16 protein-coding genes and 3 tRNA genes are annotated in these 12145 nt (G+C 65.5%); 6 read left to right on the plus strand and 13 right to left on the minus strand.

From position 1 onward, the window contains the following. Positions 1-19: 19 nt before the first annotated feature. The 12 genes from rplK to ACRCUN_RS29175 all read right to left on the minus strand — a co-directional run bounded on the left by rplK (position 20) and on the right by ACRCUN_RS29175 (position 5750). Positions 20-448, minus strand: a complete 429-nt coding sequence (gene rplK, locus ACRCUN_RS29120) for a 50S ribosomal protein L11 (protein ID WP_067856251.1) — start codon at positions 446-448, stop codon at positions 20-22. Positions 449-515: 67 nt separating this feature from the next. Next, positions 516-1307 (minus strand): transcription termination/antitermination protein NusG, encoded by a 792-nt coding sequence (gene nusG, locus ACRCUN_RS29125; RefSeq protein WP_462145099.1) that lies wholly within the window; start codon positions 1305-1307, stop codon positions 516-518. Between the two features lie 26 nt (positions 1308-1333). Continuing rightward, positions 1334-1792, minus strand: coding sequence for a preprotein translocase subunit SecE (gene secE / locus ACRCUN_RS29130; protein ID WP_462145100.1), 459 nt, complete (start codon positions 1790-1792; stop codon positions 1334-1336). An 82-nt stretch (positions 1793-1874) separates the two neighbouring features. Then, positions 1875-1947: transfer RNA gene (locus ACRCUN_RS29135), tRNA-Trp, on the minus strand. A gap of 172 nt (positions 1948-2119) precedes the next feature. Then, positions 2120-2629, minus strand: coding sequence for a (3R)-hydroxyacyl-ACP dehydratase subunit HadC (gene hadC / locus ACRCUN_RS29140; RefSeq protein WP_462145101.1), 510 nt, complete (start codon positions 2627-2629; stop codon positions 2120-2122). A 14-nt stretch (positions 2630-2643) separates the two neighbouring features. Continuing rightward, entirely contained in the window at positions 2644-3072 is a 429-nt protein-coding gene (gene hadB, locus ACRCUN_RS29145) for a (3R)-hydroxyacyl-ACP dehydratase subunit HadB (RefSeq protein ID WP_462145102.1), read from the minus strand. Continuing rightward, positions 3072-3536 (minus strand): (3R)-hydroxyacyl-ACP dehydratase subunit HadA, encoded by a 465-nt coding sequence (gene hadA / locus ACRCUN_RS29150; protein ID WP_462145103.1) that lies wholly within the window; start codon positions 3534-3536, stop codon positions 3072-3074. The genes hadB and hadA overlap by 1 nt, the downstream gene beginning before the upstream one ends. Before the next feature lie 10 nt (positions 3537-3546). Beyond that, positions 3547-3714 (minus strand): 50S ribosomal protein L33, encoded by a 168-nt coding sequence (rpmG, locus tag ACRCUN_RS29155; RefSeq protein ID WP_056550495.1) that lies wholly within the window; start codon positions 3712-3714, stop codon positions 3547-3549. Positions 3715-3752: 38 nt separating this feature from the next. Continuing rightward, positions 3753-3826 (minus strand) — tRNA-Met (locus tag ACRCUN_RS29160). A gap of 50 nt (positions 3827-3876) precedes the next feature. After that, a tRNA-Thr gene (locus ACRCUN_RS29165) sits at positions 3877-3949 on the minus strand. 119 nt (positions 3950-4068) lie between these two features. Further along, complete coding sequence (locus tag ACRCUN_RS29170; RefSeq protein ID WP_462145104.1) at positions 4069-5304, minus strand: globin domain-containing protein; 1236 nt, start codon at positions 5302-5304, stop codon at positions 4069-4071. Beyond that, positions 5304-5750, minus strand: a complete 447-nt coding sequence (locus ACRCUN_RS29175) for an RrF2 family transcriptional regulator (protein WP_462145105.1) — start codon at positions 5748-5750, stop codon at positions 5304-5306. Before ACRCUN_RS29175 ends, ACRCUN_RS29170 begins: the two co-directional genes overlap by 1 nt. Positions 5751-5876: 126 nt before the next feature. Here ACRCUN_RS29175 and ACRCUN_RS29180 point away from each other — a divergent pair, with 126 nt between their 5' ends. The 4 genes from ACRCUN_RS29180 to ACRCUN_RS29195 all read left to right on the plus strand — a co-directional run bounded on the left by ACRCUN_RS29180 (position 5877) and on the right by ACRCUN_RS29195 (position 9454). Further along, complete coding sequence (locus tag ACRCUN_RS29180; protein WP_462145106.1) at positions 5877-6587, plus strand: MBL fold metallo-hydrolase; 711 nt, start codon at positions 5877-5879, stop codon at positions 6585-6587. A 228-nt stretch (positions 6588-6815) separates the two neighbouring features. Continuing rightward, the gene (locus tag ACRCUN_RS29185; protein WP_462145107.1) at positions 6816-7805 is read left to right on the plus strand and encodes a phospholipase effector Tle1 domain-containing protein; all 990 of its coding nucleotides are present in this window, start codon (positions 6816-6818) and stop codon (positions 7803-7805) included. 62 nt (positions 7806-7867) lie between these two features. After that, complete coding sequence (locus ACRCUN_RS29190) at positions 7868-8725, plus strand: DUF8453 domain-containing protein (protein ID WP_462145108.1); 858 nt, start codon at positions 7868-7870, stop codon at positions 8723-8725. Between the two features lie 18 nt (positions 8726-8743). Beyond that, positions 8744-9454 (plus strand): crotonase/enoyl-CoA hydratase family protein, encoded by a 711-nt coding sequence (locus ACRCUN_RS29195; RefSeq protein ID WP_462145109.1) that lies wholly within the window; start codon positions 8744-8746, stop codon positions 9452-9454. Here ACRCUN_RS29195 and ACRCUN_RS29200 read toward each other — a convergent pair. Beyond that, positions 9451-10296: a hypothetical protein gene (locus tag ACRCUN_RS29200; RefSeq protein WP_462145110.1), complete on the minus strand. Its 846-nt coding sequence runs from the start codon at positions 10294-10296 to the stop codon at positions 9451-9453. The two genes, ACRCUN_RS29195 and ACRCUN_RS29200, sit on opposite strands and share 4 nt — an antisense overlap. A 147-nt stretch (positions 10297-10443) precedes the next feature. Between ACRCUN_RS29200 and ACRCUN_RS29205 the strand changes: the two genes are divergently transcribed. Next, the gene (locus ACRCUN_RS29205; protein ID WP_462145111.1) at positions 10444-10920 is read left to right on the plus strand and encodes a MarR family winged helix-turn-helix transcriptional regulator; all 477 of its coding nucleotides are present in this window, start codon (positions 10444-10446) and stop codon (positions 10918-10920) included. Beyond that, positions 10917-12140, plus strand: coding sequence for an MFS transporter (locus ACRCUN_RS29210; RefSeq protein ID WP_462145112.1), 1224 nt, complete (start codon positions 10917-10919; stop codon positions 12138-12140). Before ACRCUN_RS29205 ends, ACRCUN_RS29210 begins: the two co-directional genes overlap by 4 nt. Positions 12141-12145 lie beyond the last annotated feature (5 nt).

The following is a 12145-nucleotide window of genomic DNA, read 5'->3' on the forward strand; positions in this document are numbered from 1 at the left end:
CCACGCTTTCCGCGAGTTCTTACTCGACCGTGATGCCCATCGACCGGGCGGTGCCGGCGATGATCTTCGACGCTGCGTCGATGTCGTTGGCGTTGAGATCGGCCTTCTTGGTCTCGGCGATCTCGCGCACCTGATCCCAGGTCACCTTGGCGACCTTGGTCTTGTGCGGTTCGCCCGAGCCCTTCTGCACACCGGCAGCCTTGAGCAGGAGCTTGGCGGCAGGCGGGGTCTTCAGTGCGAACGTGAAGCTGCGGTCCTCGTAGACGGTGATCTCCACGGGGATGACGTTTCCGCGCTGCGACTCGGTCGCGGCGTTGTACGCCTTGCAGAACTCCATGATGTTGACGCCGTGCTGGCCGAGTGCAGGACCGACCGGCGGGGCAGGGTTGGCCTGCCCGGCCTGGATCTGCAGCTTGATCAGCCCGACGACCTTCTTCTTGGGGGCCATGCGTGTGCTGTTCCTTACTTGCTCATCCGAGGGCGCGCGTCGCGCCCGCTGTTCTAGCCGTTACCGGCTAAATCTTTGCGACCTGGTTGAAGGTCAGTTCGACGGGTGTTTCACGACCGAAGATCGACACAAGCACCTTGAGCTTCTGCTGCTCGGCGTTGACCTCGCTGATCGAGGCGGGCAGCGTCGCGAACGGGCCGTCCATGACGGTGACGGACTCGCCGACCTCGAAGTCGACCAGGATCTCCGGGCGCTCCAGGGTGGCCTCCGAAGATGCAGCGGAGGCAGCGGCAGCGGCCTTCGTGGCCGGCTTCTTGGCCGCGCCCTGCGGCAGGAGGAACTTCACGACGTCGTCGAGCGACAGCGGCGACGGCCGCGAGGTCGCACCGACGAACCCGGTGACGCCAGGGGTGTTGCGCACCGCGCCCCAGGATTCGTCGTTGAGTTCCATTCGGACCAGGATGTAGCCGGGCAGCACCTTGCGGTTGACCTGCTTGCGCTGGCCGTTCTTGATCTCGGTGACCTCTTCGGTGGGAACCTCCACCTGGAAGATGTAGTCGCCGACGTCGAGGTTCTGGACGCGGGTCTCGAGGTTGGCTTTCACCTTGTTCTCGTAACCGGCGTAGGAGTGGATGACGTACCAGTCACCGGGCTTCAGCCGCAGCTCCTTCTTGAGCGCGACGGCCGGATCCTCGTCCTCGTCGGCGGCAGGAGCGTCTTCGGCGGCAGCCTCGTCAGCGGCGGGCGCCACATCAGTCTCGTCGACGGTCTCCGCCTCGGCGGTCCCGGTCGCTTCGACGACATCCTCAGACTCAGCGGTCTCGTCGGCGAGTGTCTCGTCGCCGTCGAACGTGGTCACGTTGTCAGTCCTCTCTCAATTCCAGGTCAGGTGCCGAACACCAGCGACACCAGTCGCGCCAGGCCGTAATCCACGCCGGCGATGAGCGCGACCATGAACGCCAGGAAGACCAGCACCACCGTGGTGTAGCTGACCATCTGCTTGCGGTTGGGCCAGATCACCTTCCGAAGCTCGGCAACGACCTGCTTGAGGTAGTTGACGACGAACATGATCGGGTTGCGCGACGGTCCGGCCGCGTCCTTCTTGACCTTCTTGGCCTTGCCGGAGCCGTTCTTGTCGGCGTCGGCCGACTCGGTCTCGGTTTCGGTCTCGGTACCGCTGTCGGCATCGCTCACCGCGCCGCGACGCGTCCGCTTACCTGTCGGACGCAGCGGCCGGGTCACCACCGCGGTCTGGCCGTGGGTGGAGCCGGTCGTACCCGAATCGGTGCCGGTGTCGGTGCCGGTGTCGTCTGCGGAGCCGGCACCTTCGCGCTCGTCGCTCACCGCATGCTCCGTTTCTTTCTAGCGGACGTGGTCTGTCGTGGTCACCTTCCAGTGTCCACACACTGTCGAATATTCAGTTGAGCAGGGGCGACAGGACTTGAACCTGCAACCTGCGGTTTTGGAGACCGCTGCTCTGCCAGTTGAGCTACGCCCCTTCAGTGATACCCGGCTGGCGCCGCCATCACGTCCAGTGTCCGGGGCTCACACAATTCGCGCGCTCCCCGTTCGCTTGATCAAAGCGGACGGAAGCGCGCTGAAATGGGAAAAACCCCGAGTGCCGAGTGTACCCCGGCGCGGCAGTGAGTTACTAATCGCCTACTCGACCGATCACTCCCCTGCGGCCCTGCGCACGACCTTGCCGGTTTCGGGATCCCACTTGACCTGGATCGAGTTGTCGCCTTCGTGGCCCATCATCGTCGTGTAGGCCTCGAGCACGATCTCACCGTCGTCGTTGGTACACACGTTGTGGGTGACCACGATGTCGGCGCCGAAGCGCTCGTCGACGGACTGGATCGTCATGACCGCGTGCAGCTGATCGCCTGCCTTGAGCGGCTTGCGGTAGATGAACTTCTGGTCCACCTGCACGATCTGCATGGTCTCCATGCCGACGTCGACGTGCCGGAAAAAGTGTTCCTGCACCAGCAGCGCCAGCGTCGAGGCGAAGGTCAGCGGGGCGATCAGGCCGTCATGGCCGAGCTCGGCAGCAGCCGCCTCGTCGTGGCTGGCCGGATCCATGGCCTTGACGGCCTTGGCGTACTGGCGGATCTGCTCGCGGCCGATCAGGAAGGGATCCGGGTACTTCCAGACCATGCCGCGGATGTCGGTTTTGAGCGCCATGGCCCCAGACCTCCCTAAGCCAATTGTGCGGTTGCGACGGCCCGCCCGAAGATCTTCTTGCCGCCTGCGGTGGCCGAGATGGCGATCGTCACGAGCTTCTCCTCGGGATCGACGGACTTGATCCGCCCGTTGAAGACGATCTCGGCGCCGACGCCGTCGTTGGGCACTGGGACAACCGCGGTGAACCGTACGTTGTACTCCTTGACCGCAGCGGGGTCGCCCACCCATGAGGTGACATAGCCGCCGCCGAGCCCCATCGTGAGCATGCCGTGAGCGATCGCGGTGTCGAGGCCGACCTGCTTGGCGATTTCGTCGTCCCAGTGGATCGGGTTGAGGTCGCCGGAAACGCCGGCGTAGTTCACCAGATCACCGCGCGTCAGGGGGATGACTTTCTCCGGGAGCGTGTCACCGACCTTGACTGAATTGAACTCACGCAGAGCCATCAGCTAAAACCCTCTTCTCCGTCACCCGAACGCCCCGCCAGGGTCGTGTAGGTTTCCTGCACCACGTCACCGGCTTCGTCGGTGATGATGTTCTTGGTCACGATGATGTCGGTGCCATGCGCCTTGCGAACGGAATGCACATACACGTCGCAATACAGCTTGTCGCCCGCCTTGATCGGCTTGAGGAACTTCAGCTCCTGATCGACCTGGACGATCTGGGCGTCCTGGATGGCGATGTTCGCGTTGTCGAAGAACGCCGACTGCGCGGTGTAGCCGAAGATGCAGATGAAGGTCAGCGGCGCGGGCAGCGTCTCGTGGCCGAGCTCCGCTGCTGCTGCCTCGTCGAAGTAGTACGCATCGTCGTTCTTGACCGCGACGGCGTGCTCACGGATTTTTTCGCGACCGACCTCGTAATGCTCGGGATACCGGTAATGCATCCCGACGATGTTCGACGAAAGACCCACGAGCGTTGGGCTACCGCGACTCTTTGTGCGGCCGGTGAGTTCCGCAGTTGGGGCAGAACTTCTTGATTTCCAACCGGTCGGGGTCGTTCCGGCGGTTCTTCTTCGTGATGTAGTTACGGTGCTTGCACACCTCGCACGCCAAAGTGATCTTCGGCCGTACGTCGGTACTCGACGCCACGTCTGCTGCCCTCTTCCACGTTCAATTGCTAGGTCCTGTAGCGGTGGGGGGGCTCGATCCCCCGACCTCACGATTATGAGTCGTGCGCTCTAACCAGCTGAGCTACACCGCCCCGGATCGACGCGGGAGGCACCCCGCGCTTGGAGTACCTAGCGTCCACCGAGCCCCCTAACGGAATCGAACCGTTGACCTTTTCCTTACCATGGAAACGCTCTGCCGACTGAGCTAAGGGGGCCTACCTACTTCAGTCCCGGCGGCGCGTGCCGCGGGGCCTTAAAGAGGGTACAGCCTACCCGGCAACCGCACCAAACCGCTGGTCAGCGCGGCTGCCGAGGGCCGCTCTAGCTGCGTCGATCAGTCGAGCAGCCAGTCGTTGGGCGAGAACAGCTCGCAGTGCACGCGCTCGGAAGGCACGCCGCGGCCGGTGAGCTGGCCGCGTACGGCCTGGACGAATCCCGCCCCGCCGCACAGGTAGACCTCCGCATCGACGGGCAGCTCGATGCCGTCGAGGTTCAGCAGGCCTGCGTGCACGCCGGGGGCACCGCCGGTCAGTCCGTCCTCGTACCAGATGTCGAGCGACGCGTTGGGCAGCGCGTCGATCAGCTCCTGCTGGCGTTCGCGCATCGGATGGGCGTTGTCGCTGCGATCGGCATGCCACACCCGCACATGGGTGTCGGGGCGCTTGGCGGCCAGGTGCTCCAGGATGCCGATCATCGGGGTGATCCCGATGCCCGCCGAGATCAGCACGAGCGGGCGCCCGTCGGCGCCGTCGGTGTGCAGATCCCCGAACGGCACGGTCACGTCGAGCAGGTCACCGACGCGGACGTTGGCCCGGATCCAGCTCGACACCTCACCGGCCGGCTGGGTCGCGGTTGCGTCAACGGGCTTGACCGCGAACGTGAGATCGGTGGACCCGGCGTCACTGACCAGGCTGTACTGCCGCAGCTGGCGCGCCCCGTCCGGCAACGTCACACCGATCGAAACATATTGACCGGGAACAAAATTCACCGGCTCGGGCGCGCGTACGGTGATGAGGACCGCGCCAGAGGGGTCATCGACACGGGATACGACGCGCAGGCGCCGATAGACGTCACCTGGTTCGACACCGGCCGCGGCGTACAGATCGCGCTCGAGGCCGATCAGCGTGTCGGCCATGATCCAGTACACGCGGTCCCACGCGGCGGCGACCTCGGCCGTCACGGTCTCGGCCCCCAGTACTTCCACGATCGCGGCGAACAGGTTGTCGTGGACGATCGGGTACTGGTCGGCGGTGATCCCGAGCGAGGCGTGCTTGTGCCCGATGCGCGACAGCAACGCCGCCGGGTGCGGCAGATCGGGGTTCACCAGGTGCGTGGCGAACGTCGCGATCGAGGCCGCCAACGCGCGCTGCTGCGCGCCCTGGGCCTGGTTGCCGCGGTTGAACAGGTTGCGCAGCAACTCGGGATGGTTATCGAACAACCGCCGATAGAACGCCGAGGTGATCTCGTCGATGTGGGCGCCGATGAGAGGCAGTGTGGCCGAGACGATCTCGGCGTGCTGCGGCTCCAGTTCGTCGCGTACAGCCGACGGCTCAGGGCTGGTGACGGTCATTACGGTTTCCTTTCTCCAGTGAGTTGCAGAACGATCGGCAGACTGGTGCCCGCCGTGAGATCGGTGACGGTGTAGCGGTCGAGTTCGCGGTAGAAGGCCTCTTTGGCGTCGGCCAGGACGCGGCGCAGTCGGCAGGCCGCGATCAGCGGGCAAGGATTGTCGCCGCCGCATTCGATGACCTCGCGATCGCCTTCGAGTTCACGCACGAGCCAGCCGATCGAAGCGGTCCGGCCCGCTTCGGTGAGTACAAGTCCCCCGACTCGTCCGCGCCGCGCATAGACCATGCCCAGCTCGGCCAGCCGCGAGACCGCCTTGGCCACATGATGTTCCGACGCGTTGGCGCCCTTCGCGATCGTGCGGGTGGTGACGCGCCGGTCCTCGGACTCACCCGAGGCCAGCAGCATCAGCGTGCGCAGTCCTAGGTCGGTGAACCGGGTCAAGTGCATGACTCAGACGCTAGTAATTCCGCATTTGAGATGCGACTTTTTGGCGTGTGCTGTTAAACACCCCGTGACGTGCGGTTTTTAGACCTGCGGGTATGGCTCGGCAGGCGCGGCCAATAGTGTGGGCGCATGGCCGACCGCTTGTACTTCCGCCAGCTGCTTTCGGGCCGCGACTTCGCGGCCGACGACATGATCGCCCAGCAGATGCGCAACTTCGCCTACCTCATCGGCGATCGGGAAACCGGCGACGCCGTGCTCGTCGATCCGGCGTACGCGGCAGGTGATCTCGTCGATGCGCTCGAAGCCGACGGCATGCACCTGTCGGGCGTGCTCGTCACCCACCACCATCCCGATCACGTCGGCGGCTCGATGATGGGCTTCACGCTCAAGGGCCTGGCCGAGCTGTTGGAGCGCGAGAGCGTGCCGGTACACGTCAACACCCATGAGGCCGACTGGGTTTCGCGGGTCACCGGCATTTCGATGAGCGACCTCACCCGCCACGAGCACGGCGACAAGGTGAGCGTCGGCGCCGTCGACATCGAGCTGCTGCACACCCCGGGCCACACGCCGGGCAGTCAGTGCTTCCTGCTCGACGGGCGCCTGGTCGCGGGCGACACCCTGTTTCTCGACGGCTGCGGCCGCACCGACTTTCCCGGCGGCGACGTCGACGACATGTTCCGCAGCTTGCAGGCACTGGCCCAGCTTCCCGGTGACCCGACGGTGTACCCGGGCCACTGGTACTCGACCGAGCCGAGCGCCCCACTCGACGAAGTCAAGCGCAGCAACTACGTGTATCGAGCGTCAAATCTCGAGCAGTGGCGCATGCTGATGGGCGCATAACGCACACTTCGCGGCTCTATATTGCGGAATCCGTTTTCGGGCCGCGCTGACGACGGGGTAATTCCTCTGCCCATCGGCGCTACTGCCACTGATTTCGTTGTTCACACCGTTGACTACGCAAGAATTCGTCCAGGTCAGCGGATCAAGTAGTGCAATACTCAGGACACTGCCACCCACACCCGGCAAACTGTTTCAGTAAGCCTTTTTGTCCGACCGCCGGGGGTCGTCGTGAAGAATATTGTGCTGTGCTTCGACCACACAGATGAGCATCCGGGTTCGCGAGACGCGACGAACACCGAGGTGATCTTCGGATTGCTGGACGGTTCTGACCAACTCAGCTGGTATCACCCCGGCTCTGGAGCAACGCCAGGCACAAGACGTTCGTTACATCGCCGCGGCAACGCTGTCGGCGAAGCCCGGTCGGCCATCGTCGAGGCCTACGACTTCCTCCGTGACACTTGGGAACCCGGCGATCACCTCTTCCTGTTCGGCGGCGGGTACGGCGGTCACCGCGCATGCGAACTGGCTGCGCTGCTCGGGACGGTCGGATTGTTGCCGAGCCGGTCCGATGAGCTGCTCGACTACGCACTGGCGACGTATGTGCTTCCGCGCACGACGCGCACACCACAGGATTGGCAACGCGTCAGCAGGCTCACCGCTCAACTACTCGGCGACGAGGAAGCCGTCGTGCCGGTGCGGTTCCTCGGAATGTGGGACGCCAAGGCCATTCCCGGCGTGCGTGGCACCGCGGGTCTGCTGTCCAACGTCGAGACGGGTCGTCACGCGGTCGCTGTCGGCGGTGGGCGCCGCGCGATGCGGCGCGACAACCGCCTCGATGAGGTGTGGTTCCGCGGTGCGCATTGCGATATCGCCGGCGGCGCCGGGGCATGCTGGCCTCTTGCCGATATCGCGCTGGACTGGATGATCGACGGCGCGGTCGACGCGGGCCTGCACGTTCGCGAACGCGATTCGTCGCCCAATGACGTCGACGCCCTCGCCGGATCCGCCCAGACCTTCGGGATACGCCGGCCGCCCCTCGACGCCAGGGTGCACGCCAGCGTCGAGGTCTATCTGCGGTCGCATCCGCAGTACTGGCGGCGACTGCCTGCCCGCATCGAGTGGGCCGACACCGACTGGCTGTCGCGCGGCGAGCGACTGGTGCCCACCGCGGTCGAGGCGCCGGTCGAAGACGAGGTTCTGACCGCGGCCGCCTCGTAGCCCGTCGAAGTTTGCTGTGCATGACCCCTGCCGGGGGTCTCGGTCCGTGATATAAGCCTTTGGTGGGGATTTTTGACTCAATCGCGGATCGGGGGCGCGAGTTGGCTAGTTTTGACCCGGGTGCGTGGACAGCGCTCGCGGCATGGGTTGCCATTGCCGTTGTCATCGTCGCGCTGATCTACGCGTGGCGGCAGTTCTTGAAGGCCAAGGAACGCCGGGCCGAACTCACTCAGCCCAACGTCGCGATGTTCATGGAGCCCAGCAGCTCGGACTGGCATCTCGTCGAACTCGTGATCCGCAACTACGGCCAGCGCCCGGCATACGGCCTGCGGTTCGAATTCGCGAACCCTCCGACGGTCGGCAAGTACGAAAGTTCCTACGACGACAACTATGTCGACATCGTCCCGCTGAATCTGCCCGCCGAGATCCCGTACCTGGCGCCGTCGCAGGAGTGGCGGATCGTCTGGGATTCCGCGCTGGACCGCAAGCAGCTCGGCGAGGCGATCGCCTCCCGGTTCGACGGCGCGATCACTTATTACGACGAGCCGGTCACGGGCGGCAAGTCCACCGGTAAGAAGTTCCGCAACACCGCGGTACTCGATTGGGCGACGCTGCCGCCGGTGGACCGCATGGAGCTGCTGACGACGCATGATCGCGCGCGACAGGAGAAGCAGAAGCTTGAGCTCCTGCGCGGCGTGCTCGCGTATTTCCAGTACGCGGCCAAGGAGACCGACGAGCAGACGCTTCGCTCCGAGATCAACCGGATCAAGGCGCTGGGCGCGGAGGTGCGCGAGCGGTGGAAGAGCCGTTACGACGCAACCCACGAGGACGACGACGAAGACTTCGACGACGACGATCCCGAGACCGATCTCATCAACCCGCCGCCGGTGCGCACCGGGCGTCGCCACCGCGCGGAATGAGTCCGTACCATCTCTCCAATGAGCAGCCTGGTGAGCTATGCGCTGAGTGAATCCGTCGCCACAGTCACGGTCGACGACGGCAAGGTCAATGCGCTGTCTCCGGCCATGCAGCTCGAGATCAACGCCGCGCTCGACCAGGCCGCGCAGGCCGCCGGTAGCGGTGAGGTGAAAGCCCTTGTGCTGGCCGGCAATTCGCGGGTGTTCAGCGGCGGGTTCGATCTGAGCGTGTTCGCCTCGGGCGATACCGATGCCGCGCTCGGAATGCTGGCAGGCGGGTTCGAGTTGGCAGTGCGCTGCCTGACGTTCCCGGTCCCGGTGATCATGGCCGCGACGGGCCCGGCGATCGCGATGGGATCGTTTCTGCTGCTTTCGGGCGACCACCGCGTCGGTTCGCCGAAATCGAGATGCCAGGCCAACGAGGTCGCGATCGGCATGACGCTGCCCGTGGCCGCGATCGAGATCATGCGCATGCGGTTGACGCGTGCGGCGTTCCAGCGCGGCATCTCGATGGCTGCGACGTTCGCAGGCGACGCGGCAATTGCCGGCGGCTGGCTGGACGAAATCGTCGAACACGATGCGGTGCTGGCGCGCGCTCAGGAGGTCGCCGCCGAAGCCGCGGCCACGCTGCACACCACTGCGCACGTGGCCAGCAAGCTCAAGGCACGTGCCGACGCCGTGACAGCGATTCGGGCGGGAATCGACGGGCTGGCAACCGAATTCGCCGGTTAGGGGCGGTCGCAGCGCGCACCCCACGCTTTGGCTATCCGGCCAAGCACATTGGCCGCACCATCGCGGCGGGTGACGCGAATGACGATCCAGCCCGATTCGATCATCTCGTCGATGCGAGCGATGTCCTTGCGGAAGATCTCGGGATCGGTGTGGTGCGCCCCTTCGTATTCGAGCGCGATCCTCAAATCCGGCCAGGCAAGATCCACTTCGCCGATCAGGGCGCCGTATTCGTTGCACACCGGATACTGCGACTCCGGCGTCGGATAGCCCGCCCGAACGACCAGTAGCCGCAACCATGTTTCCTGCGGCGACTCCGCGCCGGGGTCCACCAGTGCGATCGTGGTGCGTGCCTGCTTGATGCCCTTACGCCCCGCATAACGTTGCACCGCCAGCTCGATGTCGGCCACCTTCAATCGTCTGGCTCTGGCTAGGGCATCGATGGCCGCCACCGCCTTGTCCTCGGGAAACCTGCGCGCCAGATCGACCGCGGTACGCCCCGGGGTGGTCAGTCGCATAGCGCCGATCATGCAGATTTCGTCATCGTCGATCGCATCGGTCCACGTGACGATTCCGCGGGCCCGCCGTCGATTGTCGCCGATGATGTAGGCGGGTAGCGCGGGGTCAATCCAGCGGGCACCATGCAATGCTGCGGCTGAGAATCCCGCCAGCACGCCGCGCCGTCGTGACCGCAGCCAGCCTGCTTTTGCCCGCAACACGGCGGTGGGCCTGGTGCCTTTCGGTACGTAGACGTCATAGTGCACCGCCACGAATCGGGTCCGCAATTCGTGCCTCGTCAGCGTTCCGGCGGCCAGCGCCTCACTTCCGATGAATGGCTCCCCCATGGCCGAAGTGTGCCGACCCCCACTGACACGTTCGCGTTTGTGACGCCACGGCGGAAATGTGGAGCCCGGACCGCCACAACGTCACAAACGCGGGGCAACCGGCTTGTGAAGCATTTCGCGCAGCCCGAAAATAGCCCAAATATATGCATGTGCTATGCATATAACGTGCCTCGCTACAACCGACTCGACGAACTGTTGGTGCGCGTGCACACCGTGCGGCAGCGTCCCGGGTGGCGACGCCGTCTGATCGATGCCGCGACCACGGTGCCGACCCTGTCGACGCTGCGCGTGCTCCGCGCCGTCGAACAACGCGAGAGAACCGGCCAGGGCGCCTCGATCGGCGAGGTCGCCGAATACATGGGCGTCGAACATTCCACCGCGAGCCGCACCGTCACGAGTGCGGTCACGGCCGGCCTGCTGACCAAAACTCTGTCCGCCGAGGACCAGAGACGGTGCGTGCTGGTGTTGACCGACCGAGGCCGTGACGCGCTGGCCGAAGTGACCGCGCGGCGCAGAGACATGGTCGCCGAGACAGTTGCCCACTGGTCCGATAGCGACGTCGACACCCTCGTCGAGTTGCTGGAGCGGCTCGTCACCGATTTCGAACGCGGAGTCGCCTCGTGACGGCCGAGGTGACCGCACGACCGCGCGGCGCACTGCGCCTCATGTTCGACCCCGTGTTCGGGGCGCTGTTCTGGGGCAAGATGTTCTCGGTCGTCGCGGTGTGGACGCACGGCATCGTCGCGGCCATCGTGATCTTCAACGCGACGAACTCGGCCGTCATGGTCGGCCTCGTGGGTGTCGCGCAGTTCCTCCCCCAGCTCATCCTCAGCCCGACCAGCGGCAAATGGGCCGACGTCGGCAATCCGGCGCGCCAGATTCTGTTGGGTCGTCTCCTGTGTATCGCCGGTTCGGGATCGACGGCCGTGTGGTTGGGCGTCGCGCCGGATCTGCAGGGCAGCGCCGTCGCGGTACCGGTGCTCGTGGGTTCGACGCTCGTCGGCTTCGGATTCGTGATCGGTGGCCCGGCCATGCAGTCGATCGTGCCGAGCCTGATCCGCGACGGTGAGCTGCCAACGGCCATGGCGCTCAACAGCATTCCGATGACCATCGGCCGCATCCTCGGCCCGGCCATCGGCGCGTATCTGGCCGCGCATCTCGGTGCGGCGCCGGGCTTCGCGATCAGCGCGGGCCTGCACCTCGTGTTTGCGATCTTCCTCGTCATCGTCACCTTCCCGACGCGCCCGGAGCGCAGCCCCGACGGCGACTACCGGGTCCGGGCGGCTCTGCGCTACGTGTGGCGCGATCGGCCGCTGCTGCTGGCACTGCTCGCGGTGACGACCGTCGGGTTCGCGTCCGACCCCTCCATCACCCTCACGCCGTCGATGGCCGAGGACCTCGGCGGCGGTACCCGCCTGGTCGGGTGGTTGTCGGCGGCATTCGGAATCGGCGCGGCGCTGGGCATGGCCGTGCTGGCCGTGATGCGCGGTCGGCTGGAGTCGGCGCGGGTGTCATCGATCGGGTTGTGGCTTCTCGTCATCGGATGCGGACTACTGGCTGCGGGCACGGTCACGCCGGTCGCGCTTGCGGGGTTCGCGATCGCGGGGCTCGGGTTCGGCTGGGCGATGACGGGCTTGAGCACAGTGGTTCAGGAGCGTGCCCCCGACGAACTGCGTGGTCGCATCATGGCGCTGTGGCTGGTCGGGTTTCTTGGCTCGCGCCCGTTTGCGGCCGCCCTGCTCGGCGGCGCGGCCGACCTGTTCAACGTCCGGGTGGCGTTCGTCATCGCCGCGGCGTTGACGTTGGTGGTCACGCTGGCCGTACAAAGATCGTGGCACTCCTAGGCCGG

It is taken from the genome of Mycobacterium venezuelense, assembly GCF_054919535.1.

Bases quoted from the DNA above. Each gene is read 5' to 3' on its own strand.
- hadB (WP_462145102.1), bottom strand. From the start codon at position 3,072: ATGGCTCTGCGTGAGTTCAATTCAGTCAAGGTCGGTGACACGCTCCCG.
- rplK (WP_067856251.1), bottom strand. From the start codon at position 448: ATGGCCCCCAAGAAGAAGGTCGTCGGGCTGATCAAGCTGCAGATCCAG.
- ACRCUN_RS29200 (WP_462145110.1), bottom strand. From the start codon at position 10,296: ATGGGGGAGCCATTCATCGGAAGTGAGGCGCTGGCCGCCGGAACGCTG.
- ACRCUN_RS29180 (WP_462145106.1), top strand. From the start codon at position 5,877: ATGGCCGACCGCTTGTACTTCCGCCAGCTGCTTTCGGGCCGCGACTTC.
- ACRCUN_RS29195 (WP_462145109.1), top strand. From the start codon at position 8,744: ATGAGCAGCCTGGTGAGCTATGCGCTGAGTGAATCCGTCGCCACAGTC.
- ACRCUN_RS29175 (WP_462145105.1), bottom strand. From the start codon at position 5,750: ATGCACTTGACCCGGTTCACCGACCTAGGACTGCGCACGCTGATGCTG.
- ACRCUN_RS29205 (WP_462145111.1), top strand. From the start codon at position 10,444: ATGTGCTATGCATATAACGTGCCTCGCTACAACCGACTCGACGAACTG.
- hadC (WP_462145101.1), bottom strand. From the start codon at position 2,629: ATGGCGCTCAAAACCGACATCCGCGGCATGGTCTGGAAGTACCCGGAT.
- ACRCUN_RS29170 (WP_462145104.1), bottom strand. From the start codon at position 5,304: ATGACCGTCACCAGCCCTGAGCCGTCGGCTGTACGCGACGAACTGGAG.